At 39.6% G+C, this 26,910-nt stretch carries 28 protein-coding genes and 1 tRNA gene; 27 read left to right on the forward strand and 2 right to left on the reverse strand.

Going from position 1 to position 26,910, the window contains the following annotated elements; all coding sequences use genetic code 11:
• The first annotated feature begins 75 nt into the window (after positions 1 to 75).
• The 18 genes from CFK37_RS11555 to CFK37_RS11640 all read left to right on the forward strand — a co-directional run bounded on the left by CFK37_RS11555 (position 76) and on the right by CFK37_RS11640 (position 15,528).
• Positions 76 to 429: a YojF family protein gene (locus CFK37_RS11555; RefSeq protein WP_089061993.1), complete on the forward strand. Its 354-nt coding sequence runs from the start codon at positions 76 to 78 to the stop codon at positions 427 to 429.
• Between the two features lie 30 nt (positions 430 to 459).
• The gene (bshB2, locus tag CFK37_RS11560) at positions 460 to 1,128 is read left to right on the forward strand and encodes a bacillithiol biosynthesis deacetylase BshB2 (protein ID WP_089061994.1); all 669 of its coding nucleotides are present in this window, start codon (positions 460 to 462) and stop codon (positions 1,126 to 1,128) included.
• 25 nt (positions 1,129 to 1,153) lie between these two features.
• On the forward strand, positions 1,154 to 1,348 hold the full coding sequence (locus CFK37_RS11565; RefSeq protein WP_089061995.1) for a PspC domain-containing protein: 195 nt from the start codon (positions 1,154 to 1,156) through the stop codon (positions 1,346 to 1,348).
• Entirely contained in the window at positions 1,348 to 1,707 is a 360-nt protein-coding gene (locus CFK37_RS11570) for a phage holin family protein (protein ID WP_089061996.1), read from the forward strand. Before CFK37_RS11565 ends, CFK37_RS11570 begins: the two co-directional genes overlap by 1 nt.
• A gap of 103 nt (positions 1,708 to 1,810) precedes the next feature.
• Positions 1,811 to 2,740, forward strand: coding sequence for an HPr(Ser) kinase/phosphatase (gene hprK, locus CFK37_RS11575; RefSeq protein ID WP_089061997.1), 930 nt, complete (start codon positions 1,811 to 1,813; stop codon positions 2,738 to 2,740).
• Positions 2,741 to 2,758: 18 nt separating this feature from the next.
• On the forward strand, positions 2,759 to 3,607 hold the full coding sequence (gene lgt, locus CFK37_RS11580) for a prolipoprotein diacylglyceryl transferase (protein WP_089061998.1): 849 nt from the start codon (positions 2,759 to 2,761) through the stop codon (positions 3,605 to 3,607).
• A gap of 27 nt (positions 3,608 to 3,634) precedes the next feature.
• The gene (locus CFK37_RS11585) at positions 3,635 to 4,594 is read left to right on the forward strand and encodes a nucleoside recognition domain-containing protein (RefSeq protein WP_089061999.1); all 960 of its coding nucleotides are present in this window, start codon (positions 3,635 to 3,637) and stop codon (positions 4,592 to 4,594) included.
• Positions 4,569 to 5,204, forward strand: coding sequence for a pyrophosphatase PpaX (ppaX, locus tag CFK37_RS11590; protein ID WP_089062000.1), 636 nt, complete (start codon positions 4,569 to 4,571; stop codon positions 5,202 to 5,204). Before CFK37_RS11585 ends, ppaX begins: the two co-directional genes overlap by 26 nt.
• 4 nt (positions 5,205 to 5,208) lie before the next feature.
• Positions 5,209 to 5,727: an acyltransferase gene (locus CFK37_RS11595; protein WP_089062001.1), complete on the forward strand. Its 519-nt coding sequence runs from the start codon at positions 5,209 to 5,211 to the stop codon at positions 5,725 to 5,727.
• 153 nt (positions 5,728 to 5,880) lie between these two features.
• Positions 5,881 to 6,420 carry a glycerol-3-phosphate responsive antiterminator gene (locus CFK37_RS11600; protein ID WP_089062002.1) on the forward strand — a complete coding sequence of 180 codons (540 nt, stop codon included), beginning with the start codon at positions 5,881 to 5,883 and terminating at the stop codon, positions 6,418 to 6,420.
• A 281-nt stretch (positions 6,421 to 6,701) separates the two neighbouring features.
• Positions 6,702 to 8,363, forward strand: coding sequence for a glycerol-3-phosphate dehydrogenase/oxidase (locus CFK37_RS11605; RefSeq protein WP_089062003.1), 1,662 nt, complete (start codon positions 6,702 to 6,704; stop codon positions 8,361 to 8,363).
• A gap of 1,128 nt (positions 8,364 to 9,491) precedes the next feature.
• The gene (locus tag CFK37_RS11610; protein ID WP_089062004.1) at positions 9,492 to 10,487 is read left to right on the forward strand and encodes a tetratricopeptide repeat protein; all 996 of its coding nucleotides are present in this window, start codon (positions 9,492 to 9,494) and stop codon (positions 10,485 to 10,487) included.
• A gap of 90 nt (positions 10,488 to 10,577) precedes the next feature.
• Positions 10,578 to 11,528, forward strand: coding sequence for a thioredoxin-disulfide reductase (gene trxB, locus CFK37_RS11615; protein WP_089062005.1), 951 nt, complete (start codon positions 10,578 to 10,580; stop codon positions 11,526 to 11,528).
• Between the two features lie 350 nt (positions 11,529 to 11,878).
• Positions 11,879 to 12,343, forward strand: a complete 465-nt coding sequence (locus CFK37_RS11620) for an NUDIX hydrolase (RefSeq protein ID WP_089062006.1) — start codon at positions 11,879 to 11,881, stop codon at positions 12,341 to 12,343.
• A gap of 13 nt (positions 12,344 to 12,356) precedes the next feature.
• Positions 12,357 to 13,247 carry an RNase adapter RapZ gene (gene rapZ / locus CFK37_RS11625; protein ID WP_089062007.1) on the forward strand — a complete coding sequence of 297 codons (891 nt, stop codon included), beginning with the start codon at positions 12,357 to 12,359 and terminating at the stop codon, positions 13,245 to 13,247.
• Positions 13,244 to 14,206, forward strand: coding sequence for a gluconeogenesis factor YvcK family protein (locus CFK37_RS11630; protein ID WP_089062008.1), 963 nt, complete (start codon positions 13,244 to 13,246; stop codon positions 14,204 to 14,206). Before rapZ ends, CFK37_RS11630 begins: the two co-directional genes overlap by 4 nt.
• 33 nt (positions 14,207 to 14,239) lie before the next feature.
• On the forward strand, positions 14,240 to 15,190 hold the full coding sequence (gene whiA, locus CFK37_RS11635; protein WP_089062009.1) for a DNA-binding protein WhiA: 951 nt from the start codon (positions 14,240 to 14,242) through the stop codon (positions 15,188 to 15,190).
• A gap of 80 nt (positions 15,191 to 15,270) precedes the next feature.
• Positions 15,271 to 15,528 (forward strand): HPr family phosphocarrier protein, encoded by a 258-nt coding sequence (locus CFK37_RS11640; RefSeq protein ID WP_089062010.1) that lies wholly within the window; start codon positions 15,271 to 15,273, stop codon positions 15,526 to 15,528.
• Positions 15,529 to 15,576: 48 nt separating this feature from the next.
• Here CFK37_RS11640 and clpP read toward each other — a convergent pair whose 3' ends face one another.
• Positions 15,577 to 16,170, reverse strand: coding sequence for an ATP-dependent Clp endopeptidase proteolytic subunit ClpP (clpP, locus tag CFK37_RS11645; RefSeq protein ID WP_089062011.1), 594 nt, complete (start codon positions 16,168 to 16,170; stop codon positions 15,577 to 15,579).
• Positions 16,171 to 16,472: 302 nt separating this feature from the next.
• On the opposite strand from clpP, the gene CFK37_RS11650 reads away from it, so the two are divergent.
• Both CFK37_RS11650 and CFK37_RS11655 read left to right on the forward strand, forming a co-directional pair.
• The gene (locus tag CFK37_RS11650; RefSeq protein WP_089062012.1) at positions 16,473 to 18,146 is read left to right on the forward strand and encodes a peptide ABC transporter substrate-binding protein; all 1,674 of its coding nucleotides are present in this window, start codon (positions 16,473 to 16,475) and stop codon (positions 18,144 to 18,146) included.
• Positions 18,147 to 18,353: 207 nt separating this feature from the next.
• Positions 18,354 to 18,426 (forward strand) — tRNA-Arg (locus CFK37_RS11655).
• A gap of 154 nt (positions 18,427 to 18,580) precedes the next feature.
• Here CFK37_RS11655 and CFK37_RS11660 read toward each other — a convergent pair.
• Positions 18,581 to 19,219, reverse strand: a complete 639-nt coding sequence (locus tag CFK37_RS11660) for a protein kinase family protein (RefSeq protein WP_425445342.1) — start codon at positions 19,217 to 19,219, stop codon at positions 18,581 to 18,583.
• Positions 19,220 to 19,371: 152 nt separating this feature from the next.
• Between CFK37_RS11660 and CFK37_RS11665 the strand changes: the two genes are divergently transcribed.
• The 7 genes from CFK37_RS11665 (at position 19,372) to eno (ending at position 26,751) form a co-directional block, all read left to right on the forward strand.
• Positions 19,372 to 19,629 (forward strand): glutaredoxin family protein, encoded by a 258-nt coding sequence (locus CFK37_RS11665; RefSeq protein WP_089062013.1) that lies wholly within the window; start codon positions 19,372 to 19,374, stop codon positions 19,627 to 19,629.
• Between the two features lie 121 nt (positions 19,630 to 19,750).
• Positions 19,751 to 20,770, forward strand: a complete 1,020-nt coding sequence (locus CFK37_RS11670) for a sugar-binding transcriptional regulator (RefSeq protein ID WP_089062014.1) — start codon at positions 19,751 to 19,753, stop codon at positions 20,768 to 20,770.
• 39 nt (positions 20,771 to 20,809) lie between these two features.
• Positions 20,810 to 21,820 carry a type I glyceraldehyde-3-phosphate dehydrogenase gene (gene gap / locus CFK37_RS11675; protein WP_089062015.1) on the forward strand — a complete coding sequence of 337 codons (1,011 nt, stop codon included), beginning with the start codon at positions 20,810 to 20,812 and terminating at the stop codon, positions 21,818 to 21,820.
• A 129-nt stretch (positions 21,821 to 21,949) separates the two neighbouring features.
• Positions 21,950 to 23,131, forward strand: coding sequence for a phosphoglycerate kinase (locus CFK37_RS11680; protein WP_089062016.1), 1,182 nt, complete (start codon positions 21,950 to 21,952; stop codon positions 23,129 to 23,131).
• A gap of 19 nt (positions 23,132 to 23,150) precedes the next feature.
• Positions 23,151 to 23,909 carry a triose-phosphate isomerase gene (tpiA, locus tag CFK37_RS11685; RefSeq protein ID WP_089062017.1) on the forward strand — a complete coding sequence of 253 codons (759 nt, stop codon included), beginning with the start codon at positions 23,151 to 23,153 and terminating at the stop codon, positions 23,907 to 23,909.
• Complete coding sequence (gene gpmI, locus CFK37_RS11690) at positions 23,906 to 25,450, forward strand: 2,3-bisphosphoglycerate-independent phosphoglycerate mutase (RefSeq protein ID WP_089062018.1); 1,545 nt, start codon at positions 23,906 to 23,908, stop codon at positions 25,448 to 25,450. The genes tpiA and gpmI overlap by 4 nt, the downstream gene beginning before the upstream one ends.
• 14 nt (positions 25,451 to 25,464) lie before the next feature.
• The gene (gene eno / locus CFK37_RS11695; protein WP_089062019.1) at positions 25,465 to 26,751 is read left to right on the forward strand and encodes a phosphopyruvate hydratase; all 1,287 of its coding nucleotides are present in this window, start codon (positions 25,465 to 25,467) and stop codon (positions 26,749 to 26,751) included.
• Positions 26,752 to 26,910 lie beyond the last annotated feature (159 nt).

Consider the following 26,910-nt stretch of genomic DNA (forward strand, 5'->3'; position numbering starts at 1 on the left):
TTCAGTCAAAATTTTTGACGAGTGTGCATCATTTGGGTATTGTGAATAAAGAAGGTAGCTTGGGAGGAATAACAGATGAAACCGATTAAGATAAATAATGTACAAAACTTATTGGAACAATTTTGTGAGAAACAGGTATATGTTCACTTGGAGACAACCAATGGTGCTTATGCAAGTCATTTCGATGATAATGCATACAATGTTGGAGCGTATATTCGCAACGCGAAGGTGAGCTTTTCACAAGCAAAAATAGTTGGAAATGGCAAGACATACCGCGCCGGATTGAAAATGGAGCATGGATGGATTTATGCGGAAGGACTGTCAGACTTCGAATTGGACGAAAAGAATCGTTTGCTGATGGCGGGCCATGATCGGGAAGGCCGGCTGATGGTATCACTAGAAATAAGTGAAACCCCGTTTAGCAACTAAATAGAATCAAATAAAGGAATGGTGAATAGAATGGAGAAACATGTAGTAGTCATTTATCCGCACCCAGATGACGAGTCTTTTGGTGCATCTGGTACAATTGCAAAATTTCGTGAACAAGGGGTCCCCGTCACCTATTTATGTGGCACACTTGGAGAAATGGGACGGAATATGGGTTCTCCGACGTTTGCCAACCGTGAAACATTGCCGGAAATTCGCAAAGAGGAACTTATACAGGCCTGTAACGTACTTGACATGGACTTGCAAATGCTTGGATACCGTGATAAAACGGTAGAATTCGAGGATCGTATGGAGATTGCTGAACATCTAAAGCGTATCCTAGAGGAGATTGAGCCAAGTTTGGTAATCACACATTACCCAGAACATGCAGTTCATCCCGATCATAACGCCTTGGGGGCAGCTGCTGTTGAAGCCGTTCGTTTAATGGATCCAGATAAGCGGCCAACTGTGTGGGCGCAAGCTATTACGAATACATTTTATGAGGATTTGGGCAAACCGGATATACGCAATGACATTTCCGGTTACTTTGATAAAAAAATGGAGGCTATTTCTGCGCATAAATCACAAGCAGATGGGATCCTCAGCAAATTTCGTCAGAATCCGGAAATGGAGGCAGATTTAAAAGAAGAAGCAAAGAAACGGTTGGGAAAAGAACAATTTTACACATGGAAGTATGATTGAAAACCTGAACAGGGAGGTCGATCCGATGAAGCGGTTAACTAGATCCGATTCTGATCGTATGGTTGCAGGGGTGTTAGGCGGCATAGCCCAATACTTTCAAATTGACTCAACAATTGTGCGTTTGGCTTTTGTGATTTTAACGCTTATGAGCGTGTTTGTATTGATATTGATCTATATTGCAGCAATCTTTATCATGCCAAATGAACAGGGGTTACGGTAATGTTTCTGCGTTGGTTTATTTCCATATTCCTGAACGCGGTTGCTCTGATTGCTGTAGCCCAATTATTTAATTCCTTCCAGCTGGAGGGTTTTGGCACTGCGTTGATCGCCAGTATTATACTTTCCATCTTAAATATTATCGTTAAACCTTTGTTAATCATCTTGACACTTCCGATTACGCTTGTAACATTCGGCCTGTTCCTGTTTGTCATAAATGCGATAACATTGATGATTACACAAGGTTTAATGGACGATTCTTTTATAATAGATGGATTCGGAATAGCGCTAATTGCCTCTGTGATTATTTCCATATTGAACATACTTTTAAATCAATTGGTAAGGGATACAATAAGAAAATAAGAAAAAAACGTGGGGAGAGCACCTGCGTTTTTTTATTCTTCGTAATTAAAATATATGCTACAATAAAAAACAGTTAGGTTCTGAACAAGCGGAGGGACATAAAATGACAATTGTTCGTACAGAAGATTTATTAGATAATTTTAATTTAACTCTGGTAGCGGGAAAAGATGGTGTACATAGAGAAATTACGACGAGTGATATTGCTCGACCGGGGATACAAATTACAGGATTTTTTAAATATTATCCAAAGGAGCGCCTCCAATTAATCGGTAAAACCGAAATGGCATATTTTTTAGAACTTAGTGATGAATTGCAGCGGGAGCGTTTTAATCGTTTATGTACAGATGTTACACCTGGAATTGTAGTAACACGTGACATGGACATTCCTGAAGTGATGATCGAAGCGGCAAATTTGTCCGGTGTACCAATATTACATTCTCCACGAAAAACAACACGGGTTATCAGCAGATTAACAAATTATTTGGAAGTGAAGTTTGCTCCATCAACTGCCATCCACGGTGTTTTGGTTGATATTTATGGCGTCGGCGTTCTGATAACTGGCCAAAGCGGTGTTGGTAAGAGTGAAACAGCTTTGGAGCTTGTGAAACGCGGGCATAGGCTTGTTGCAGATGACAGTGTCGAGATTCGACAAGAAGACTATGACAGTTTAATCGGAAATTCCCCGCCGCTTATTGAGCATTTGCTGGAGATACGCGGCCTGGGTATCATTAATGTAATGACATTGTTTGGTGCGGGTTCTGTAAGAAATTATAAGAAAATATCCTTGATCATCCATTTGGAAATATGGGATGAAAAAAAGCAATATGACCGTCTGGGGCTTGATGAGGAACATATGAAAGTGATGGATGTCAACGTTCCTAAAGCAACTATTCCGGTACGGCCAGGACGTAATCTGGCAGTCATTATCGAGGTCGCAGCAATGAATTTCCGTTTAAAGCGAATGGGTGTGAATGCAGCAGAAGAATTTTCGGAACGGTTAACAGGTATGATTGACCAGGAGAAAGAGAAATAATAGAGTGGAGTGATTGATATGACATGTGCGAGACCATCACTGGACAGGGTATTTCTGGACCTTGGACCATTGACCATTTATTGGTATGGTGTGATTATTGCGTTTGGAGCTTTTCTTGGTCTTTATTTAGCTACAAGGGAATCGGACCGGTTAGGTTTGAAGAAAGATATTTTTGTTGATTTGGTCGTTTTTGCAATTCCTATTGCAATCATTAGTGCACGTGCTTACTATGTGATTTTTGAATGGGAAGAATATACTGGCGGGCCTTGGTGGGATATCTTCGCTATTTGGAATGGTGGTATCGCTATCCATGGTGCACTAATTGGATCAGTTCTAACAGCTGTAGTTTATGCAAGAGTTAAAAAAGTATCATTTTGGCAACTGGTTGATATTGCGGCACCAAGTATTGTTTTAGGACAAGCTATTGGACGCTGGGGTAATTTTATGAACCAGGAGGCGCATGGTGGGCCAATGGCCGAGGCTACATATAATAATATTTTTCAGTACTTTCCTGACTTTATTATGAATCAAATGTGTATCGGTGGCACGATGTATCATCCTACCTTTTTGTATGAGTCATTCTGGGATCTGCTTGTGTTTATTTTCTTATTGTTGTTACGAAGATACAATCCATTGCGCGGAGAGGTTTTCTTAAGTTATGTCATCTCCTATTCAGTTGGACGGTTCTTTATTGAGGGAATGCGTATGGATAGTCTTTACGTGGTAGGAAACTTACGTGCCGCACAATTAATTTCTGTCATTCTGGTGGCGGGCTCAATTGCACTAATGATTTATCGCAGGAAATCACGTATGGCTGACAGAAGGTACGACGGTTCCAAAATTTCAACATCGCAAAAGAAAAAATAGATTAGTATCATAGGAAGAGGGATCTATGTGTACGGAATAGTAATAAGGGGTTTGCAGCAAGGTATACATGTGACGTGGACGTTGGGGAAAGTTATTTTCCCCATAACCCTGCTGATTACCATTCTTCAATACACACCCGTACTGCCGTGGATTATTAAACAAATCAGTCCGGTTATGGGGTTGTTTGGTTTATCAGGGGAAGCGGCAGTTCCGTTGGTGTTAGGGAATTCTTTAAATTTATATGCCGGGATTGCTGCAATTGTTTCATTTGACTTTTCTATAAAAGAAGTTTTTATTTTAGCAATTATGCTCTCTTTTTCCCATAACCTGTTTATCGAATCCACTGTCGCTTCCAAGGTGGGTGTAAGCCCATGGTTTATTGGTGGAATACGTGTGATGCTCGCAATGATGGCTGGCATCGTAATCAACTTATTCTGGGATGGTGGATCCGAACAAGCGCAGTACGGGTTCATTTCTTCATCCCCGGAAGTATTAAATGGCTGGAATGAAATTGCTTTACAGGGCGTTCAGACAGCAATAGTTGCTGTTGCACAGCTGGCGCTGATTGTCATTCCACTGATGGTGATCATGCAATATTTACGTGAAAAAGGCTGGCTGACTAAGTTTTCAAATGGATTAGCCCCCTTCACAAAATTACTAGGGATGGAAAAAAATACATCAATGACGCTGGTCGCGGGGCTTACCATTGGTTTAGCCTATGGTGCAGGACTTATGATTCAAGCTGTTAAGGAAGATGGTGTTTCGAAGCGGGATATGTATTTGGCACTAATATTTCTTGTATCCTGTCATGCTGTTGTAGAAGATACTTTAATCTTTATTCCACTTGGTATTCCCGTATGGCCATTGCTTGTGGTACGTTTAGCTACTGCGATCGTATTAACCATGGTTGTCTCATTGTTTTGGAAACGAACTGATCCTGTACGAAGGAAGGAAATTACTAATGAAAATTCATACAATTCTCTTTGATTTAGACGGAACATTAATTGATACAAACGAATTAATCATTACATCGTTTTTGCATACGTTTGAACATTTTAAAATACCAATCACCCGGGAAGAAACGCTTCCCTTTATTGGTCCAACACTAAAAGATACGTTTGATGCGGTTGATCCCGCTAAATCGGCTGAAATGATCCAGGTTTACCGTGAGCATAATTTACATCACCATGACAATTATGTTGAAGCGTATCCATATGTTGTTGAAACATTAAGACAGTTAAAAGAAAATGATGTGAGACTGGGTATCGTGACAACCAAAATGCATGAAGGGGCAACCAGGGGACTAAAGCTTGTAGGCCTTGAAGAGTTGTTTGACACAGTCATTACACTTGACGATGTGACACATGCAAAGCCACACCCTGAGCCGATTATAAAGGCTATGAACGAGCTTGGTTCTGATGCTTCTTCGACACTAATGGTGGGGGATAACACCCATGATATTGAGGCGGGTCAAAATGCTGGTGTTAAAACAGCTGGTGTTGCCTGGAGTATTAAGGGGAAGGAAACCTTACAAAGTCTAAATCCAACCTATATCCTAGAAGATATGCGTGACCTATTCTCCATAGCAGAGGTGTAAAGGCATGCGGAATACAAAGCGTTACCGAGTGGAAAAGGCTAATTCTCTCTGGCAAATCTATCAGACCGTTTCTTTTTGGAAAGTAATGAAGAATTTTTTTATTATTCAATTAGCCCGCTATACACCTTTTCTATCAATGAAAAACTGGTTGTATCGGACTTTTTTAAGAATGAAGGTCGGGGATAAAACAGCTTTTGCGCTTATGGTAATGCCGGACATCATGTTTCCTGAAAAAATTACGATTGGAACAAATGTGATTGTTGGTTATAATACAACGATTTTGGCACATGAGTATATGATTAATGAATACCGGATTGGGAATGTCACAATTGGTGATAATGTTATGATAGGTGCTAATTCAACGATCCTTCCTGGTGTCACAATAGGTGACCGCGCGATTGTGTCTGCGGGATCGTTGGTTCATAAGGATGTTCCAGAAGGCTGCTTTGTTGGCGGGAACCCGATGAAACTAATTTACACAGAAGAGGAAATGGAAAAAAGGTCGTCAGACGACATATTTTAACTGATAAGAATATATAAAATATGTCTAGCCCAGCGCCAGAAGCCACCTTCATAAGCAATGGACACCACGAACGCCAATTTACTGTCCCTTGCTTATGTGTCCGCTTCTAGACGGAGCGCCCTGAGATTTTCTAACTCGAGGAGGTCGAAATAATTGAAATTGCCATCTGGTGTACTGCCAGCCGTTCGCTCCATGAAAGATTTTGATAAGGCATTAGAGTCGAAACATGGTATGATAGTTCTTTTGGAAACACGCTTATCCCAATTGAAAAGCTTGGTTGCCTACGCTCATCGTGCGGACAAAAAGGTAATCATTCATTTTGACCTAATTCAAGGGTTGAAAACAGATGAATATGGAATGGAGTATATCTTACGTGAGATCAAACCCGATGGAATTATTTCTACAAGAGGTAATGTCATTGGATTGGCAAAGAAACAGCATATATTGGCGATTCAACGCGTTTTTTTACTGGACAGTCTAGCGATTGAACATAATCAAACACTAATTGAACGAATTAAACCAGATTGTATTGAGGTACTTCCTGGTTTGATACCTGAGTTTATTGAAAACTTTTCAAAAAAAACGAAAACACCAGTAATTGCCGGTGGGCTTATAACCGATAGCAAAGAAGTGGAAGACGCATTAGCGGCAGGAGCGGTTGCGGTCTCAACGTCAAAAACGGATTTATGGTAAAGGTTGAAGCATTTTTTCAGTAGGGGTAAACAATTTACTTTAATTAAAACGATTTCTATGATAAGATGTATTTAAGTTAATAATTTGGTCGGAGAAATGGAGAAACCGCAAAACACTAATGGTATGTGGACATTAGTTTGTTTTGTGGTTTTTTATTGTCTGGATTTAATTTGCATTTTTCTTTCTCGCAGGCCGTATACGAAAAAATACATGAATTATGTGTTTTTCGGGTAATTGTATAGTAGGAGAATTATTATTTCAGGTTTAGGAGTGAGTGGAAAATGACCGTATTTTCAAGTTATAAGCGAAACGAAATATATAAGGAAATAACAAAGCAGCAACTGGATGTCCTTGTAATTGGTGGTGGAATTACTGGTGCAGGAATTTCATTAGATGCCGCCACAAGAGGGCTTAGAACGGGTACTATAGAAATGAATGACTTTGCAGCCGGAACCTCAAGTCGCTCCACTAAACTTGTCCACGGCGGATTGCGTTATCTACAACAGTTCGAAGTGAAAATGGTGGCAGAAGTCGGAAAAGAACGTGCGATTGTTTATGAAAATGGCCCACATGTGACAACACCAGAATGGATGATGCTGCCGTTTCATAAAGGTGGCAATTTCGGCCCATTTACAACAAACGTTGGTTTGCGTGTCTATGATTTTCTCGCAGGTGTTAAAAGAGATGAACGCCGGAAAATGCTTAGCCCAGAAGAAGCACTTAACAGAGAGCCGTTAATCAAAAAAGAGGATCTCAAGGGTGCTGGATATTATGTAGAATACAAAACAGATGATGCCAGATTAACGATCGAAGTTATGAAAAAAGCCGTGCAAAGTGGGGCACATGTAATTAATTATACAAAAGCAGTTGATTTCATATACAATGATGATCAAAAAATAATTGGTGTTATTGCACAGGACCAACTGACTGGCGAAAAAATGAAGATATACGCAAAAAAAATTGTGAATGCTGGTGGTCCGTGGGTTGATGACTTACGAGAAATTGACGGATCAAAAAAAGGCAAAACCCTTCATTTAACAAAGGGAGTTCATCTTGTCTTTTCAAACGAACAATTTCCACTTCAGCAGGCAATTTATTTTGATGCGCCAGATGGCCGGATGATATTTGCTATCCCAAGAGATAACAAAACATATGTTGGAACAACAGATACCACTTATGAAGGTGATATTGAACATCCTACCATGACCGAGGATGACCGTGATTACCTCGTGAAAGCAATTAATTATATGTTCCCTTCACTCGGAATTACAAATGAGCATGTCGAGTCAAGCTGGGCTGGATTACGTCCATTAATACAAGAAGAAGGAAAAAGTCCGGATGAAATTTCACGTAAAGATGAAATATTTATCTCTGATTCTGGTCTAATTTCCATGGCTGGCGGAAAACTAACCGGTTATCGGAAAATGGCTGAACATGCTGTTAACACAGTTGTTGATCAGTTAAAAAGAGAAGAACAGATAATTTACACGAAGTCCCAAACTCACGACCTGCGAATTTCTGGTGGCGAAGTTGGCGGTTCAAAAGGATTCGCTGAATTTAAAAAACAAAAAATTGCCGAGGCAGTTGGTAAAGGGATATCAGAAGAAACAGCACAATTGCTTGTTCAAAAATATGGTTCAAATACTGACGTGCTGCTTTCCTTGTATGAAAATAAACAAAAGGAAGCAAATGTAGCAAACATTGATCCCCTCGTATTTGCCCAGCTTCTGTATGGAATTGAACAGGAATTAGTGTATAAACCAGTTGATTTCTTTATTCGCAGAACTGGGGCACTTTATTTCGATATTAACTGGGTTCGTGAACATAAAGACGCTGTAATTGATTATATGGCCGATACATTTAAATGGTCTGCGGAACAAAAACAGGAATACATTGCTGAACTGGAAAAATTATTGCACGAAGCAGTAACCCCTGAAAAATAATTAAAAGTGGCCTTTTGCTGCAGTTTAACGTTCTTGTTTACCATTTTCTCCCTGATAGGAAGAGGCTGATACAAAGGTGTATAAGCCAGAGAAAAATCCGAACTATGATTCAAAATTCTTTTATTAGATTTTGAAGTAGTTCGGATATTTTTCTTAGCTGTTTTTGTTAAATTTTTATAAACTGCGACATAACTAATAATAGTAAAGAGGTTAATATAACTGAAACGTTTGACACAAAAGACGAAAAATCACAAGGTGGGAATTTTTGAACATTACTCTTCAACTAGGGTCTTACTACGCAGTTGATATAAATTGCGACGTAACTAAAAGTCATGTTTGGCGCCCCGACTGCCGCTGCGGAAAAACACTGCGCTTTACGTGGGCAGCTGATGAGCCTCCTCGAGCTGACGCTCTCCGGGGTCTTATCTAGGCTTCTGCTCCCACAGGAGTCTCCGTGTTTTTCCTTCACTAAGTTTGGGTTCTACCTATAATGTCATAACATCGATTTCTTCATTTTTCAAAAATTGTAACTGCGAGTAGTAGTCGACCCCTGCTTAGTTGATAGGCATAGGTGGGGCCCTGGAAACATAAGAAGGGCACTGAAAAAGTGGTGGATTTTAAAAAGTTTAGTTTTTCACCTTTACCTAGCATCTTGAATATACGGGGACTCCTCGAAAAAGAAAAAACACTTTTTTTTCGTGCGATGCCTATTCAGGGAAGCATTCCTTGTCCTGCGGGAAGTGAGAGATCGGCGAGACCCCGGAGGACGGCAGTTAATGAAGCCCGACTAAAAACGCCCTTTTCGGGCAACGTCGGCTCCCCCTTGCCGGGGCAAGGAGGCTCGTCACTCGCCCTAAGGTGCGCGCAGTATATTCAAGATGCGATGATAGATCCACATATTTGTGTATTAACTATACCTTTTTCAGTTCCCTAAGCGTAAGCTCCAGGAGGCCATGAAAGCGCAGTGTTTTTTAGCAGCGGTCGCAGGGGGCCAAACGTGGTTGTTTAATGATTGAAAATTTACCCATTCCAAAACTATTCTTCCTATCTATAATTCTATGCTTAACTATGGTATACTTTTTCTCGGTATAGAAAAATAGCTATACGTTTTGACTTAGGGGGATACCCATGCAAGATTTGAAGGAAAAAGAAAAATTAAATAATGTAATTCCTTTTATTCCAGAAGGCAATTTTTATTTCGCAAAAGGGATAGAAGCTTTCCAACGGAGAAAATTCGATGTTGCCGTTAAATGGATGAAAAAAGCTGTTGAGGTTGCGCCTGAAGAGCCCTTATACCATTGTCAATTATCGATTGTATATACAGAAATAGGTGCCTATCATGCTGCAAATCAGTTGCTGACAAAGGTTTTACAATCCACCGGAGATCAGTATGCGGATTGTTATTACCTGTTAGCAAATAATTATGCACATTTAGGTCTGTTAAATGATGCAAAAAAGTATGCAGAATCATACCTTAAATATGACCCCGATGGTGACTTTCATGAGGAAGCCACTAGTTTACTAGAAATGCTTGATATTGATGACGTTGAAGAAGACGATTGGGAAATGGAAGTTGAGGATGAACTGTTAATTTATCAGGAAACTGTTTTTCATCACATGGAAAGAATGGAATGGGACAAGGTTTTGCCTGTTTTAGAGGAAATGATCGTACTCTTTCCGGAGCACAAAATGATTATGCATGATTACACACAAGCAATATTCTTTAGCGGCGACCAAGAAAAGGCGATAACGATAGAACAGGATACACTAGATGAGGATCCAAATGAATTAGGATCACATATAAACCTCGCATTATTTTATTTTAAGTGTGGCAATGAGGAATATCGACACCATATTCAGGCATTACTAAATGTATATTCGATTCATGAACAACAAAAGTTGAAAATCGCAGCTACGCTCGCACGCACTGAATGTTATCAGGAAGCGTATAAACGATTTACAGCATTGTCAAAATCGGCTTTAAAGGGTCACCCATCGTACTATCGCTGGTATTCGATTGCGGCATATTATATCAATCTGAAAAAGAAAGCGAAGGCATTATGGGATGAGGGTTGTGCACGGCATCCCATGTTAGCAAAAGAAAATCATCCGTGTAATATGTAACATGAGCAGAACATTAGACGTACATGTTTACATCTTATAGTATATATATGGTTTAAATATAAATATTGGAAATTAAAGGGGCTGTTCGTAATGTCCGAAGATCGTATGTTTGATGTCATTATTGCAGGTGCTGGACCGGCAGGTATGACTGCGGCTGTATATGCATCTCGCGCAGATTTGGATACATTAATGATTGAAAGAGGAATTCCAGGCGGGCAAATGGCTAATACCGAGGATGTAGAAAATTATCCTGGGTATGAGCACATTTTAGGACCTGATTTATCCAATAAAATGTTTGAGCACGCTAAGAAATTTGGTGCTGAATATGCTTATGGGGATATTAAAGAGGTCATTGATCATGGCGATTACAAGCTTGTAAAAGCTGGTAAGCATGAATACAAGACACGTTCGCTTATCATTACTACTGGAGCACAATATAAAAAGCTTGGTATTAGTGGTGAGGAAGAACTGGGTGGACGTGGTGTTTCGTATTGTGCGGTATGTGATGGGGCATTCTTTAAGGAGAAAAATCTTGTCGTAATTGGCGGTGGGGATTCTGCTGTTGAAGAAGGTATTTACCTCACTCGTTTTGCCAAGAAGGTTACAATTGTTCATCGCCGTGATGAATTGAGAGCACAAAAGATTATTCAACAGCGTGCGTTTGACAACGAAAAAATTGATTTTATCTGGGATACAGTTGTAAACACAATTAATGGACCAGATGGTAAAGTCAGCAGTGTAACACTGGAAAACCTTGATAGTAAGGATACCAGTCAATTTGATGCTGATGGTGTTTTCATCTATATCGGAATGGTACCACTTAGTGAACCATTTAAATCATTAGGTATAACAAATGATGAAGGATATATTCCTACAAATGAAAATATGGAAACAAGTGTACCTGGCGTTTTTGCTGCGGGGGATATAAGAGAAAAAGAACTTCGACAAATTGTGACAGCGACCGGTGATGGAAGTATTGCTGCCCAATCGGCTCAAGGCTATATTGAGAACCTGTTGGAGGAGTTAAAAGCAGCTAAATAAACACTTATTGGAAACAGTGTTAAAATAAAGTAATTACTTTTTAACGCTGTTGTAACACGTTCGAAACAATTTTGGGGTACAATATAATTAACTAATTGACCCCCTTTTAATAGATAAATTAGTTTTTTGCACAGGTGAATCGCACCTGTGCCTTTTTTTGTCTAAAAATGGTTGTCCAAAGCTGTCGAACATTTACATTTAAGATTTCAAACATATTCTTGTTGGTTTGAATTTATTCATTGTATAATAGGTGTAGTCTGTTTATAAATTTTTGCTATTGACTGAACACATTTAAAGGAAATAGTGAGTCGCTTTGACCGGGCAAATGTCCCATAAAAGGAAGAGATGTTATGCAACGAGTTACCAATTGTATTTTAATTCATGATAATGAGATATTATTACTTAAAAAACCAAGGCGCGGGTGGTATGCCATCCCGGGTGGAAAGATGGAACAAGGTGAGTCCATTAAAGAATCAGTAATGCGTGAATATCGTGAAGAGACAGCATTACATTTACGTAATCCTGAGCTTGCCGGAGTGTTTACATTTACTATTCATAATGAGGGAGAGCTGATTCAGGAATGGATGATGTTTACGTTTATTTGCCATACCTCCAAAGGTATGCTGACTGAACATTGCAATGAGGGAGTCCTCGAGTGGGTACCGCAAGAAAAAGTGAAGGGGTTACCCATGGCGGAAGGGGATAGGAAAATATTTGAGCATGTCTTAACAAAAAGCAGTATCCTATATGGGTCCTTTTCTTACACTAATGACTATGAATTGCTGGATACACGCTTAGATCCATTTATACGATAAAGGAGGTTGCGCGATGCCAGAGATTGAACAAGAAACAAAACTAGTGATAATTACAGGAATGTCTGGTGCAGGTAAAACGGTCGCAGTGCAGAGCTTTGAAGATTTAGGGTATTATTGTGTCGATAACCTTCCACCTGCACTATTACCAAAGTTTCTCGAATTAATGCGCGACGCCACCAACAATATTCGGAAAGTGGCTCTTGTCATGGATTTACGAGGACGGGAATTTTTCGACTCCCTATTTGACGCGCTCGATGTTCTTGGTGAACAGGACTGGTTACATGAACACATCTTATTTTTAGATGCAAAGAATGAAGAATTAGTAACCAGATACAAAGAAACAAGACGATCCCACCCTTTAGCTGTTGGCGGGTTGCCTCTTGATGGAATTATGCAGGAGCGGGTAATTATTGATGAGTTGCGCGGAAGAGCGCAACGTATTATTGATACAACTAACCTAAAGCCAAGGGAGCTGCGGGAAAAAATATTAAAGGCGTACACGGATGATAAACAGGAAATTTTTTCTGTACACATGGTTTCGTTTGGCTTTAAATATGGTGTTCCAATCGATGCGGATTTAATGTTTGATGTCCGTTTCTTGCCGAATCCGCATTATGTTACACATATGCAGCCGTTAACTGGCTTAAACCCGGAGGTATCCTCCTACGTCTTTAAGTGGTCAGATACACAAAAGTTTAATGAGAAAGTGCTCGATTTACTGCAATTTATGCTTCCACAATATAAAAAAGAAGGTAAATCACAATTAGTTGTAGCGATTGGCTGCACCGGTGGACAGCATAGGTCAGTAGCAATTGCTGAATACTTTGCTAAAAAACTATCATCCAATTATATTACACATATCAGCCATCGGGATATTGACAAAAGAAAAGGAAAGTCCTCATGACGGAAGAGAACCTTCCAAAAGTAGTGGTTATTGGTGGGGGAACAGGTATGCCTGTATTATTAAGGGGATTAAAGGACCTGCCCATCGAATTAGCTGCATTAGTAACCGTTTCCGATGATGGCGGAAGTACGGGCAGATTACGTAATGATATGGCTATACCAGCACCGGGTGATATTCGAAACGTCATAGCGGCGCTGTCGGATGCTGAACCACTGCTGCTGGAACTCTTTCAGCATCGTTTTGTAAATGGCGGTGGTCTCATTGGTCACTCAATGGGAAACCTCCTGCTTGCAGCTATGACCTCCATAACTGGAAATTTCTACACGGGGATAAAAGAGATATCCCGTGTGTTTAACGTAAAGGGAGAAGTTTATCCGATTTCAAATGAAAACTTAACGCTTCATGCCGAGATGGAGGATGGGACTACCATAATCGGCGAGTCAAGCATTCCACTTGCGAACAAACGAATCAAACGTGTTTTCTTGGGCCCGGACGATATTACTCCATTGCCTAATGCAATCCATGCTATAGAAAAAGCTGATTTAATCGTTGTTTCTCCCGGCAGCTTATATACGAGTATTCTGCCGAACATGATTATTCCTAAGATTGATAAGGCAATCCGTTCATCAAAAGGGAAAGTAGTCTATGTTTGTAATGTGATGACACAGGCAGGTGAGACAACGGGCTATACAGCATCTGAACATGTGCAGGCAATTATTGACCATGTTGGAGAGGGCTGCCTTGATTCAATTATCGTACACAATGAGCCCATTATAAAAAAGGTTCGGGAACTTTATGCGGAAGAAAACGCGGAACCTGTTGTTTATGATACGGATCGCCTTCTTGAAACTGGGATAAGTATAATTGAAGGTGATATCATAAACTATGATCAAACAACGATAAGACATGATACACATAAAATTGCTAAATTATTATTATCCATTCTTCATGAACGGTAGAAGGATTTATTTTGATAAAGGGAGGTGACCAAGTTGTCCTTTGCGTCTGAAATTAAGAAAGAATTAACTGCCATTGAAGTTGACTCCTGCTGCACATTTGCAGAGCTTTCGGCATTGATTCGAATGAACGGGGTTATCTCTGTATCAAAGCAGGAATATCTACTTGATGTGCAAACAGAAAATGCGGCAATTGCCAGAAGGATTTATACATTAATTAAATCTCAGTATGATTTTCCAGTGGAATTATTAGTTAGACGCAAAATGAAACTGAAAAAAAATAACGTCTATATTGTTCGGATGAAAGAGGACGTTCGAAAGTTATTATCTGATCTTGATATTTTACAGGAATCTTACACATTTGTTCGAAGTATATCAAAATCATATGTAAAAAAATCCTGCTGTAAGAAGGCTTATTTGCGGGGAGCATTTCTTGCAGGTGGGTCAATCAATAATCCGGAAACTTCTTCTTACCATTTAGAAATATTCAACTTTTATCAGGAGCATAATGAAGCTTTATGTGATTTATTAAACAAATTCAACCTCAAAGCCCGAAAACTGGAACGAAAGACCGGTTATATTACCTATATCAAAGAGGCAGAAAAAATTACGGAGTTTCTTAGTATAATTGGAGCACATAATGCATTATTTAAATTTGAAGACGTTCGTATTGTCCGTGATATGCGCAACTCTGTTAATCGAATTGTAAACTGTGAGACAGCAAATTTAAATAAAACGATAGGCGCAGCCTTTAGACAAATAGAAAATATTAAATTGATTGATCGAACAGTTGGCTTGGATGTACTGCCTGAAAAGTTAAAGGAAATCGCTGAGCTGCGGGTTCAGCATGAGGATATTACATTAAAAGAGCTTGGTGAATTGGTTTCCACAGGGAAGATATCGAAATCCGGTGTTAATCATCGACTGAAAAAAATAGATGAGTATGCCGATAAACTGCGAAACGGGGAAGAAGGAATAATGCAATAAAGAAATAGTAACGCAAATGTAAGTTTGCGTGCTATTCGCAGAATAAATGAATACGCTTACAAAAAGAAGGGGTGGTAATTTTGGTTGAGAGGTTAGTAACAATAAAGCTTGAAACAGGTCTTCAATCAAGACCTGCGGCACATTTTGTACAGGAGGCAAATCGGTATACGGCCCATTTATTTCTTGAAAAGGACGGGAAACGGGTAAATGCAAAAAGCATTATGGGATTAATGAGTCTCGCAATCGGAACAGGGGAAAAAGTTACATTAATTGCTGACGGTACAGATGAAGAAGCTGCGCTTGATGAACTGGTCACATTTGTATCGAATGTAAAATAAAAAATCCCCTGCCCGGAAGAGAAAATGGGCAGGGGATGATAGGTTTCCTTATTTTTTGTCTGAATTTCTAGTCAATACTTTGTCAATAAGACCATAATCAACTGCTTTGTCAGCCGTCATGAAATTGTCCCGGTCTGTATCCCGATCGATAACTTCGATAGGCTGGCCACTGCGCTCAGCAAGGATTTGATTGATCTTTTCACGCATTTGAATAATCCGCTTGGCATGAATTTCAATATCAGTAGCCTGCCCCTGTGTTCCACCAAGTGGCTGGTGAATCATTACTTCACTGTTAGGTAGTGCATAGCGTTTTCCTTTTTCACCTGCTACTAATAGAAATGCCCCCATTGATGCTGCCATTCCAGTGCAAATGGTCGATACATCAGCTTTAATATACTGCATGGTATCATAAATTGCCATTCCCGCCGTGATGGAACCACCTGGAGAGTTGATGTATATTGAGATGTCCTTTTCAGGGTCCTCAGCTTCTAAAAATAGTAATTGTGCCACAATAGAATTTGCAACGTTGTCGTCAATAGCGCTTCCTAACATAATGACACGGTCCTTAAGTAAGCGTGAATAGATGTCGTAGGCGCGTTCTCCTCGATTTGTCTGTTCAATAACTGTTGGTATTAAATTCATCGAAATTTCCTCCTTAATATGGTCAAACTGTATCCAGTTTGATTGGATAATTTTATGATAACTAATAGGTCAAAAAAGGTCAAACGTAAACATCTGAATTCATCATAAAATTCACATTCTCCATGATACCCAATATGAATAATATTAAACAACTAAAAGAGAATTCCTGCAAAACTAGTAATTTTCTATTCTTATATATAATTATTAGAAATTAAAAAGTCTTTGCAAAATTTATGGAGTAAAGTTATAATATATTTCAGGTTATAGTTATTATTCAAAAAATTACTGGGGGGATCTATTACGTGAAGCAGAAGAAATGGACATTATTATTACTAGCATTTGGTTTATTACTAATTATCCTGGCAGCCTGCAGTGGAGACACTGAAGACAAAGAAAATAAAGCGGAAGGCGCAGGGGACTCAACAACAGAAGGAAAAAAAGTCCTGAACTTTACCAATCCAGAAGCAATTCCATCTATGGATCCTTCTCTCGCCACGGATGAATCATCATTTATCTACCTTGCTGCTACAACAGAAGGTCTATATCGATTGGATGAGAGTGCACAACCTGTTGACGGGATCGCGACAGATCATACTGTAAGTGAGGATGGACTGACATGGACCTTTACTTTACGTGATGATGCTGTTTGGGAAAATGGTGAGCCCGTAACTGCTCATGACTTTGTATATGCATGGCAGCGTGCGGTTAATCCAAAGACAGGTTCTGAATATGGTCCGTATATGATGAATGGAGTTATTAAAAACGCAACAAAAGTGAGTGCAGGAGAAGTACCGGTTGAGAAACTTGGTGTTACAGCGAAAGATGACTATACACTAGTTGTGGAGCTTGAGAATCCAACACCATATTTTGAAACGTTGACTACATTTGGTACATTCTTGCCATTAAATCAAGCATTTGTAGAAGAACAAGGCGACAGCTTTGCTACAAGCTCGGATACACTACTAGCAAATGGACCATATACGATAGAGAATTGGAAAAGTACCAGCAGTTCATGGGATCTTGTGAAAAATGAAGATTATTGGGATGCAGATACTGTAAAAATGGATAAATTAAGTTTTAAGGTTGTGAAAGACCCGCAAACGGCAGTCAATTTATATACATCAGGTGCTGTGGATCGTATCGATTTAACGTCAGATCTTGTTGATAAATATAAGTCCCATGAGGATTACGTGGTAACACCCGATACATTTGTTTACTTCATGAAATTCAATCAAACAACAAGCGAAGCACTAGCAAATAAAAATATCCGCGCCGCAATTAGCCGAGCTTTTGACAAACAAGCATTAGTTGACGAAATTCTTAATAATGGTTCACTTGTTGCAAATGGTCTCGTTCCAGCAAACTTTACACCAATGCCTGAATCTGGAGAAGATTTCCGTGAAGTCAGTGGAGATCTTGTAACGTACGACAAAGAAAAAGCCCAGGAATATTGGGAAAAAGGTTTAAAAGAAATTGGCAAAGATAAAGTCGAACTTGAACTATTAACAGATGATGATGCAACAACAAAAACAATGGTAGAATATATTGCAAGTCAACTTTCAACAAATCTGCCTGGGTTGAAGATTAACATTAAACAAGTGCCTAAAGAGCAACGTCTTGATTTAGACACAAGCATGAATTATGAACTGCAAATTTCCAGATGGGGTCCAGATTTCCTTGATCCATTCACATTCATGAATCTATGGACAACAGATAGCGGAAATAATATGATGGGCTACTCAAACCCTGAATACGACAAGCTGGTTAATGAGACAGCAACAAAACTGGCAATGGACAATGCAGCCCGCTACCAAAACTTCTTGGAAGCTGAAAAAGTTCTATTTGAGGATGCAGCAATAGCACCGATCTTCCAGAGTTCAAGAGCGCAACTTGTTTCGCCAAAAATAAAAGGTGTCCATGTAAATCCGTTTGGTGCAACATACGAATACAAATGGGCAGATGTTGCTTCAGAGTAGTTTAGCATCGTTGATTAAAACATGATTAAAGAATATTAATGAGATTCACATAAAGGGGACTCTTGGTTAAAAACAAAGGGTCTCCTTTTCTCATAATTAAAGGCAGGAACGAAGATTAAATAACTAATTTCAAAAAAATACTTGTTTGTTTGCGCTTGGAACGTTATAATATTCTATGTGTCAAAAATAGATTATAGAATTTCATATGCGCCCATAGCTCAGGGGATAGAGCATTGGTTTCCGGTACCAAGAGTCGGGGGTTCAAATCCCTCTGGGCGCGCTAAATAAAAAAGACAAGTAACAGCGATTAGCTCATTACTTGTCTTTTTTATACTTTAAGAAAATATAAATCTTTATCGGTATAAAGTATAAAAAAATCTAAGGCTTTCGCCATTAGTTCTTGGCGACAAGCCAAGATTTTTTAATACTTTGGTTCAGCTTGATTTTTTAAATGAGGGTACTTGGAAAATTGTTTTTTTATAAAAATAAGCAATGGTGTTCAACATGGAGACAGGTATTTTCTTAGGAAAATATGTTTTATTATAACATGTAAAAAAGGCATTCTTTAGATCCGTCCACTGCCGGCAATCCTTAACCTGTCTGAACCTGGCAACGTCAATTAGCATAACCTTTCCTTCGGGTGTTAATATGATATTCCGCAGGTGAATGTCAGAGGGGTTTAATCCTGTTTCTCTAGCTAGGGAAAGGGCGCGATCAATTTCTATAATGGTTGATTCGGAAAGTTTAATTCCCTGTGACAAACATTCAAACAGCGTATAGCCTTCAATATAATCAATTAGCAGAAAGTTATCCCCGGCTTCATATAACGTTGGATAGTATTTATTACCCTTTAATATTTCGTATATTTCCGCCTCTTCTTTGGCTATACCTGTACAATCTGGAAAAAACACCTTAAGTGCCTTATTTGTGAACTTAATTTTAAATACGATAGCACTTCTTCCTGCACCCAAATACTCCAATGACGGATCTTTATCTAGTAAAGAGATATTATTCTTATCAATTTTTAATTCTATACTTTTTACTAAGTCGATGGTTGACTTCAAGTTGAGCACCTCTTGTTAAACTATTCGTCGTTATATACTATTATATGGCTTTCTTGAGTAAAAGATTCACATATTAGCTTTAAAACGTGTAATGCTAATATAATTATGCGAAAATAGGAATAGGTATTAGTTTATTGAACAAGATAAAAGGAGATGCACGAATGATACATATAGAATTTTATACAAAGGAACATTGCCCGCTTTGTGATGATGCTATGGCTTTACTTGAAATGCTGCAAAAAGATTACCCCTGCACCATTGATATGCGGGATATTTATTCGAACGAGGAATGGCTGGAGAAATTTCACCTTTCTATACCAGTTGTAAACATTGATGGAGTCGAATTAGACTGTCAGCACATTTCATTTGAAACATTGGAGGAAGCCCTGCAAAAAGCTAGCGAAAATCAAAAGGCTTGAAATTAGCTTCTGATGTGATACAATAAAAATAAGCAAATAAGGCATTTGCGTATTTTTTTACAGTTGACAGGACAAAATGCAACCACCCGGGACTTATTTGTCCGACAGAAGGAGTTACTTTATGCAATCATTAGTTGATTTGCAAAAAAAAATATTTCCGGATCTTTTGGAGATAATGAAGCAAAGGTATACGATTTTGCATACCATTAACCTTTATCAACCCATTGGACGTCGGAGTTTGTCCGATCGTGCAAAGTTAACAGAGCGCACGGTTCGCGGTGAAGTTGAGTTTTTACAGAAGCATCAGATGATTGATGTGTCTGGAAAAGGAATGCTTATCACCCAAGAAGGGAAAGGTATACTCAGTCAGTTAGCTGTGTTTATAAGTGAAATTTCTGGTTTTCGTGTTTTAGAAACACAGTTACAGGAAAAGTTAAATATTGAACAAGCTATTGTTGTTCGCGGCAATAGTGATAATTTGGACTTGGTTAAACAGGAAATCGGTAAAGCTGCCGCGGCTTATTTACGCAGCAGGCAAGCAAATGGACAAACCATTGCCGTCACAGGTGGTACCACAATGGCCGCGGTTGCGAGCGTTATGACGCCATTTGAGAACGCAGGCAGTTGTTTGTTTGTGCCTGCAAGAGGTGGTATTGGCGAGAAGGTTGAAAGTCAGGCCAATACAATCGTAGCGGAAATGGCCAAACGGACAAATGGTGATTACCGAATGCTGTATGTTCCTGATCCACTTAGTGAACAATCATACCAAACAATGCTGAAAGAACCTTCTATTCAGGAAGTGACTGAATTAATTCGTTCAGCAGATATTATTTTACATGGTATAGGCGATGCCTTAACAATGGCCAATCGTCGTAAGTCCAGTGAGAAACTCATTGATCATCTGAAAGAGCAGCATGCTGTAAGTGAAGCTTTTGGCTATTATTTTAATAGTAAAGGTGATGTCGTTCACAAGGTGCGGACGATTGGGATTCAACTGGAAGACTTAAAGTCAGTCAACAAAGTTGTTGCAATCGCCGGCGGTAAATCAAAGGCTCAGGCGATTACATCGTATTTTAATCAGGGTAAAGCGGATTTACTCATTACGGATGAAGCTGCAGCTAAGGCAATCATCCATGAATAAATCCTTTTAATAGAAAATCATTATTTAGGAGGAAATAAAATGGCAGTAAAAATGGGTATTAATGGATTCGGACGTATTGGACGTAACGTATTTCGTCAAGCACTAAAAAATGACGATGTTGAGGTTGTAGCAGTAAACGACCTGACAGATGCTGACATGCTTGCGCATCTACTAAAATATGATTCTGTCCATGGACAGTTGGATGAAGAAGTTTCTGTTAATGGATCAAACATTGTAGTAGGCGGAAAAGAAATCAAAGTTTTAACAGAACGTGATCCAGCCAACTTGGGATGGGGCGATCTTGGCGTAGATATCGTAGTTGAATCAACAGGTCGTTTCACTAACCGTGCAGATGCTCAAAAACATATTGACGCTGGTGCTAAAAAAGTAATTATTTCCGCTCCTGCTAAAGAAGAAGATTTAACTATGGTAATGGGTGTAAATGAGCAGGACTATAAAGCAGATGAACATCATATTGTTTCGAATGCATCTTGTACAACAAACTGCCTAGCACCATTAGCTAAAGTATTATCTGACAAGTTTGGACTTAAACGTGGTCTTATGACAACTGTACACTCATATACAAATGATCAACAAATCCTGGACTTGCCACATAAGGATTATCGTCGTGCTCGTGCAGCAGCACAAAACATTATCCCAACAACTACAGGCGCAGCAAAAGTAGTTGGAAAAGTTCTTCCTGAGCTAGATGGCAAATTGAATGGTATGGCTGTACGTGTACCAACGCCGGATGGTTCCATTGTTGACTTGGTTGCTGATTTGGATAAAAACGTTACTGCTGAAGAAGTAAATCAAGCATTTAAAGATGCTGCTAGTGCAGGCGAATTAAGAGGAATTGTTGAATACAGTGAAGCACCACTAGTTTCAAGCGATATCGTTGGTAACACACATTCCACTGTATTTGATGCATTGTCAACAATGACACTTGAGGACAACATGGTAAAAGTTGTTGCATGGTATGATAACGAAATGGCATATTCCGCACGTTGTGTTGATTTAGCTGTTTATATTAAAAATCAAGGACTATAAGAGAAAGTTCATATATACTTGAGGAGGAACTTTTTCCTCCTCTTTTTCTTTTTTGCGATTAATGGACACAATTTGAGGGAAAAACAACCATTGAACAGTTGTACATAACCTAAGGAGGATTTTTACAGAATGAATAAAAAAACTCTAAAAGACCTTGATTTAAAAGGGAAAAAAGTATTTTGCCGGGTTGACTTTAACGTACCAATGGCAGACGGTGAGGTAAGTGATGATACACGTGTGAAAGCGGCACTTCCGACAATTGAGTATTTGACTGAACAAGGAGCACTTGTCATACTTGCCAGTCATTTGGGTCGTCCAAAAGGAAAGGTTGTTGAGGATTTGCGACTTGATCCTGTTGCGAAACGACTAAGTGATTTAATCGGAAAAGAAGTAACAAAAACGGATGCCGTATATGGGAAAGAAGTGAATGAAGCTTTATCACGATTGAGTGATGGTGATATTCTGCTGCTTGAAAATGTGCGCTTTGAACCTGGTGAAGAAAAAAATGATGAACAGCTTGCTAAAGCTTTCGCCGATATGGCGGATGTGTATGTGAATGACGCATTTGGAGCAGCCCATCGCGCCCATGCATCAACAACTGGTGTCGCTAAAAAGTTACCGTCTGCCGCAGGATTTTTAATGGAAAAAGAAATTGATGTACTTGGTAAAGCTTTAGAAGATCCTGACCGTCCATTTACCGCAATCATCGGTGGTGCAAAGGTTAAGGATAAAATTGACGTCATCGATAATTTGCTTGAAAAGGTAGATAACCTGATCATTGGTGGCGGGCTTGCCTACACATTTATAAAGGCTCAAGGATATGAAATTGGTAAGTCCTTATTGGAAGAGGATAAAATTGATGTAGCAAAACAGTTTATGCAAAAGGCGAAGGATAAAGGAGTTAATTTGGTACTTCCTGAAGATGCTGTTGTTGCCGATGACTTTTCCAATGATGCCAACACGAAAATTGTTGCAATCGATGAGATACCAGCTGATTGGGAAGCACTCGATATTGGACCTAAAACCCGCGAAACATTCCGTAACATTGTAGCGGATTCCAAGCTTGTGATTTGGAATGGTCCAATGGGTGTGTTTGAAATCAACTCCTTTGCCGGCGGTACACAGGAAGTTGCCGAAGCTTTAGCAACAACAAACGGTTATACGATTATTGGTGGTGGTGATTCCGCTGCAGCTGTCGAGAAATTTGGTTTTGCAGATCAAATGGATCATGTATCGACCGGCGGGGGTGCTTCCTTGGAATTTATGGAAGGGAAAGAACTTCCGGGCGTGCAAGCATTAGATGACAAATAATAAATGATGAGGTGAGACGATGCGCAATAAAGTAATTGCTGGAAACTGGAAAATGAATAAAGTGTTAAGCGAAGCGGAAAAATTCGTCCAAGAGGTTGTGGACAAAGATCCAACTGGCCAAGGGGTGGAAGCAATTGTGTGTGCACCATTCCCTTTTCTTGCGCCACTTGTTGAACAAACAAAAGGTACTTCTGTAAAAATCGGTGCCCAGAACATGCACTATGCTAAAAACGGGGCATTTACTGGTGAAGTTAGTCCCGTGATGTTAAAAGACTTAGGTGTGACTCACGTTGTAATTGGGCACTCCGAGCGCAGGGAATATTTTGCTGAAACTGATGAAACGGTAAATAAGAAGGCACATGCGGCATTTGAACATGATTTAACACCGATTGTATGTGTTGGGGAAACACTTGATCAACGGGAAGCTAATGAGACTATGAACCATATTGAAACACAAGTACGCGAAGGTTTGAAAGATCTAACAGATGCACAAATTGCTGAGACAATTGTAGCCTACGAACCGATATGGGCAATCGGAACTGGTAAAACTGCTTCAAGCAGTGATGCAAATGAGGTTTGCGGTCACATTCGGAATGTAATTGAAAAAATGACATCAACTGAAACAGCCAATCAGGTTGTCATCCAGTATGGAGGCAGTGTGAAACCGGCAAATGTTGATGAATTACTAACACAGTCTGATATTGATGGTGCGTTAGTCGGTGGAGCAAGTCTTGAAGCAGAATCATTTATTCAGCTCGTGGAGGCTGGTAAAAAATGACCGATCAAAAATTGGCTGCATTAATCATCTTAGATGGATTTGGAATCCGTGATACCGAAATGGGAAATGCAGTTAAACAAGCAAATACACCCAATTTCGATCGTTACTGGAATAAGTATCCGCATAACCAGTTGCAAGCCAGTGGAGAAGCTGTAGGCCTTCCGGAAGGCCAAATGGGTAACTCAGAGGTCGGACATTTAAATATTGGTGCAGGACGAATTGTGTATCAGAGTCTTACCCGGGTCAATCTGTCCATTAAGGAAGGCGAGTTTTTTGAAAAAGATGCTTTCCTTGATGCGGTTAATGATGCAAAAGAAAAGAACAAGGCTTTACACATCTTTGGGCTGTTATCAGATGGTGGTGTGCATAGTCATATCAGTCATTTGTTTGCATTACTGAAATTGGCTAAAGATAATGATTTAAAAGATGTATACGTTCATGCATTTTTGGATGGGCGAGATGTGGGGCCACAAACAGCGAAGAAATATATTGAACAAACAGAAGCAAAAATGAAGGAATATGGCGTCGGCCAACTCGCTACGATTTCCGGTCGATATTATTCAATGGACCGGGATAAGCGCTGGGACCGAGTGAAAAAAGCCTATGATGCGATGGTTTATGGAAAAGGGCCGCAATACAAAGATCCATATGAATTGATTGATGATTCGTATGAAAATGGCATCTATGATGAATTCGTGATACCATCAGTCTTAACCGATGAAAATGGCAACCCAAGAGGAAAGGTTGAAAGTGAAGATTCGATTATCTTTTATAATTTCAGACCGGACCGTGCCATCCAAATTTCACGCACATTTTCAGACGATGATTTCCGCGACTTTGACCGCGGAGACAATGTACCAAAGAATTTACACTTTGTGATGCTGACTAATTTCAGTGAATCCGTTGATGGCTATGTTGCTTATAAACCGGTCAACTTGGACAACACTGTTGGAGAAGTTTTGGCACAGCATGATATGAAACAGCTTCGGATTGCGGAAACGGAGAAATATCCACATGTGACATTTTTCATGAGTGGTGGTCGTGAGAAAGAATTTCCTGGTGAAAAACGTATTCTGATTAATTCACCAAAGGTCGCAACCTATGACTTGCAACCGGAGATGAGTGCGTATGAAGTAACTGACGCTTTATTGAAAGAACTGGATTCAGATGCTGACCGACCAAATGCGATTCTGCTAAACTTCGCCAATCCGGACATGGTAGGACATTCTGGAAAATTGGAGCCAACAATTAAAGCAATAGAAGCTGTCGATGAATGTCTTGGAAAAATTGTTGATAAAATAGTAGAATTAGATGGTAATGCGATAATTACTGCGGATCATGGTAATTCGGATGAGGTAATCACACCTGATGGTGATCCAATGACAGCACATACGACAAATCCTGTGCCAGTTATCGTAACAAAAGAGGAAGCCACATTGCGTGATGGCGGAATCCTTGCAGACTTATCACCAACATTACTTGATCTATTGAACATTGATTTACCAGAAGAAATGACTGGTACATCATTAATTAAAAAATAAGGGAGCGGTTAAACATGCCATACATTACAGACGTTTATGCACGAGAGGTATTAGATTCACGTGGAAATCCAACAGTAGAAGTAGAAGTATTTACAGAGTCTGGAGCATTTGGTGCTGCTCTTGTTCCTAGTGGTGCATCAACTGGAGAATATGAAGCCGTTGAACTGCGCGATGGTGACAAAGATCGTTACCTTGGAAAAGGCGTTCAACAAGCAGTGGAAAATGTTAATGAGTTGATTGGACCTGAACTAATTGGTATTGATGTGACCCGTCAAAATATTATTGATGAATTGATGATTGAGCTAGACGGTACAGAAAATAAAGGAAAACTTGGAGCAAATGCTATTCTAGGTGTATCCATGGCGGTAGCACATGCAGCAGCCAGTTATTTAGAAATTCCATTGTACAATTATTTGGGAGGGTTTAATGCCAAAACATTACCGACTCCTATGATGAACATTCTAAACGGTGGCGAGCATGCTGACAATAACGTGGATATCCAGGAATTTATGGTTATGCCTGTTGCAGCACCAACATTTAAAGAAGCACTTCGAACTGGGGCAGAAATTTTTCATTCATTGAAAAACGTATTAAAGTCTAAAGGCTATAATACTGGTGTTGGTGATGAAGGCGGCTTTGCACCAAACCTTGAATCAAATGAGGAAGCATTACAAACAATTGTTGAAGCTATTGAAGCTGCAGGTTATAAACCTGGAGAAGAAGTGAAGTTAGCAATGGATGTAGCATCATCCGAAATTTATGAGGATGGTAAATACAACCTTAAAGGTGAAGGCGTTGTCCGCACATCTGAAGAAATGGTTGACTGGTACGAGGAAATGGTTAATAAGTACCCAATTATTTCTATTGAGGATGGACTGGATGAAAATGACTGGGAAGGTCATAAACTGTTAACTGAACGTATTGGTGACCGCATCCAGCTGGTTGGTGATGATTTATTCGTTACAAACACGAAGAAATTAGCCCAGGGAATTGAACAGGGTGTAGGAAATTCCATTCTGGTAAAAGTAAACCAAATTGGTACCGTTACTGAAACATTTGACGCTATTGAAATGGCAAAACGGGCTGGATATACAGCGGTTATTTCCCATCGCTCTGGTGAGACAGAAGATGCAACAATTGCAGATATCGCTGTTGCGGCCAATGCTGGCCAAATCAAAACTGGGGCACCATCACGGACAGATCGTGTAGCGAAGTATAATCAATTGCTACGTATTGAGGATGAGCTTTCTGGTCTTGGACAATACGCTGGACTGAATGCTTTTTATAACTTGAACAAATAAATATTTGATTAAAGGAGGCAGAGAAATCTGTCTCTTTTTTAGGTGGTTTTTTGCATAGTTTGTGGTTACTGTCGCCGCAGTTGATATAAACTGCGATGTAACTAAAATTATGTTTGGCACCACGACGGCCGCTGCTTAAAAAACACTCGCTTTCATGGC

Origin of the sequence: Virgibacillus phasianinus (assembly GCF_002216775.1) — a bacterium.
GTDB classification, from domain to species: Bacteria; Bacillota; Bacilli; order Bacillales; family Amphibacillaceae; genus Virgibacillus_F; species Virgibacillus_F phasianinus.

Excerpts from the sequence above, each read along its gene's own strand:
- lgt (WP_089061998.1), top strand. The coding sequence starts at position 2,759 with ATGACATGTGCGAGACCATCACTGGACAGGGTATTTCTGGACCTTGGA.
- gpmI (WP_089062018.1), top strand. The coding sequence starts at position 23,906 with ATGACCGATCAAAAATTGGCTGCATTAATCATCTTAGATGGATTTGGA.
- CFK37_RS11565 (WP_089061995.1), top strand. The coding sequence starts at position 1,154 with ATGAAGCGGTTAACTAGATCCGATTCTGATCGTATGGTTGCAGGGGTG.
- CFK37_RS11620 (WP_089062006.1), top strand. The coding sequence starts at position 11,879 with ATGCAACGAGTTACCAATTGTATTTTAATTCATGATAATGAGATATTA.
- CFK37_RS11665 (WP_089062013.1), top strand. The coding sequence starts at position 19,372 with ATGATACATATAGAATTTTATACAAAGGAACATTGCCCGCTTTGTGAT.
- trxB (WP_089062005.1), top strand. The coding sequence starts at position 10,578 with ATGTCCGAAGATCGTATGTTTGATGTCATTATTGCAGGTGCTGGACCG.
- CFK37_RS11630 (WP_089062008.1), top strand. The coding sequence starts at position 13,244 with ATGACGGAAGAGAACCTTCCAAAAGTAGTGGTTATTGGTGGGGGAACA.
- CFK37_RS11570 (WP_089061996.1), top strand. The coding sequence starts at position 1,348 with ATGTTTCTGCGTTGGTTTATTTCCATATTCCTGAACGCGGTTGCTCTG.
- ppaX (WP_089062000.1), top strand. The coding sequence starts at position 4,569 with ATGAAAATTCATACAATTCTCTTTGATTTAGACGGAACATTAATTGAT.
- rapZ (WP_089062007.1), top strand. The coding sequence starts at position 12,357 with ATGCCAGAGATTGAACAAGAAACAAAACTAGTGATAATTACAGGAATG.
- tpiA (WP_089062017.1), top strand. The coding sequence starts at position 23,151 with ATGCGCAATAAAGTAATTGCTGGAAACTGGAAAATGAATAAAGTGTTA.
- CFK37_RS11610 (WP_089062004.1), top strand. The coding sequence starts at position 9,492 with ATGCAAGATTTGAAGGAAAAAGAAAAATTAAATAATGTAATTCCTTTT.
- CFK37_RS11595 (WP_089062001.1), top strand. The coding sequence starts at position 5,209 with ATGCGGAATACAAAGCGTTACCGAGTGGAAAAGGCTAATTCTCTCTGG.
- gap (WP_089062015.1), top strand. The coding sequence starts at position 20,810 with ATGGCAGTAAAAATGGGTATTAATGGATTCGGACGTATTGGACGTAAC.
- eno (WP_089062019.1), top strand. The coding sequence starts at position 25,465 with ATGCCATACATTACAGACGTTTATGCACGAGAGGTATTAGATTCACGT.
- CFK37_RS11605 (WP_089062003.1), top strand. The coding sequence starts at position 6,702 with ATGACCGTATTTTCAAGTTATAAGCGAAACGAAATATATAAGGAAATA.
- CFK37_RS11555 (WP_089061993.1), top strand. The coding sequence starts at position 76 with ATGAAACCGATTAAGATAAATAATGTACAAAACTTATTGGAACAATTT.
- CFK37_RS11680 (WP_089062016.1), top strand. The coding sequence starts at position 21,950 with ATGAATAAAAAAACTCTAAAAGACCTTGATTTAAAAGGGAAAAAAGTA.
- clpP (WP_089062011.1), bottom strand. The coding sequence starts at position 16,170 with ATGAATTTAATACCAACAGTTATTGAACAGACAAATCGAGGAGAACGC.
- hprK (WP_089061997.1), top strand. The coding sequence starts at position 1,811 with ATGACAATTGTTCGTACAGAAGATTTATTAGATAATTTTAATTTAACT.
- CFK37_RS11670 (WP_089062014.1), top strand. The coding sequence starts at position 19,751 with ATGCAATCATTAGTTGATTTGCAAAAAAAAATATTTCCGGATCTTTTG.
- bshB2 (WP_089061994.1), top strand. The coding sequence starts at position 460 with ATGGAGAAACATGTAGTAGTCATTTATCCGCACCCAGATGACGAGTCT.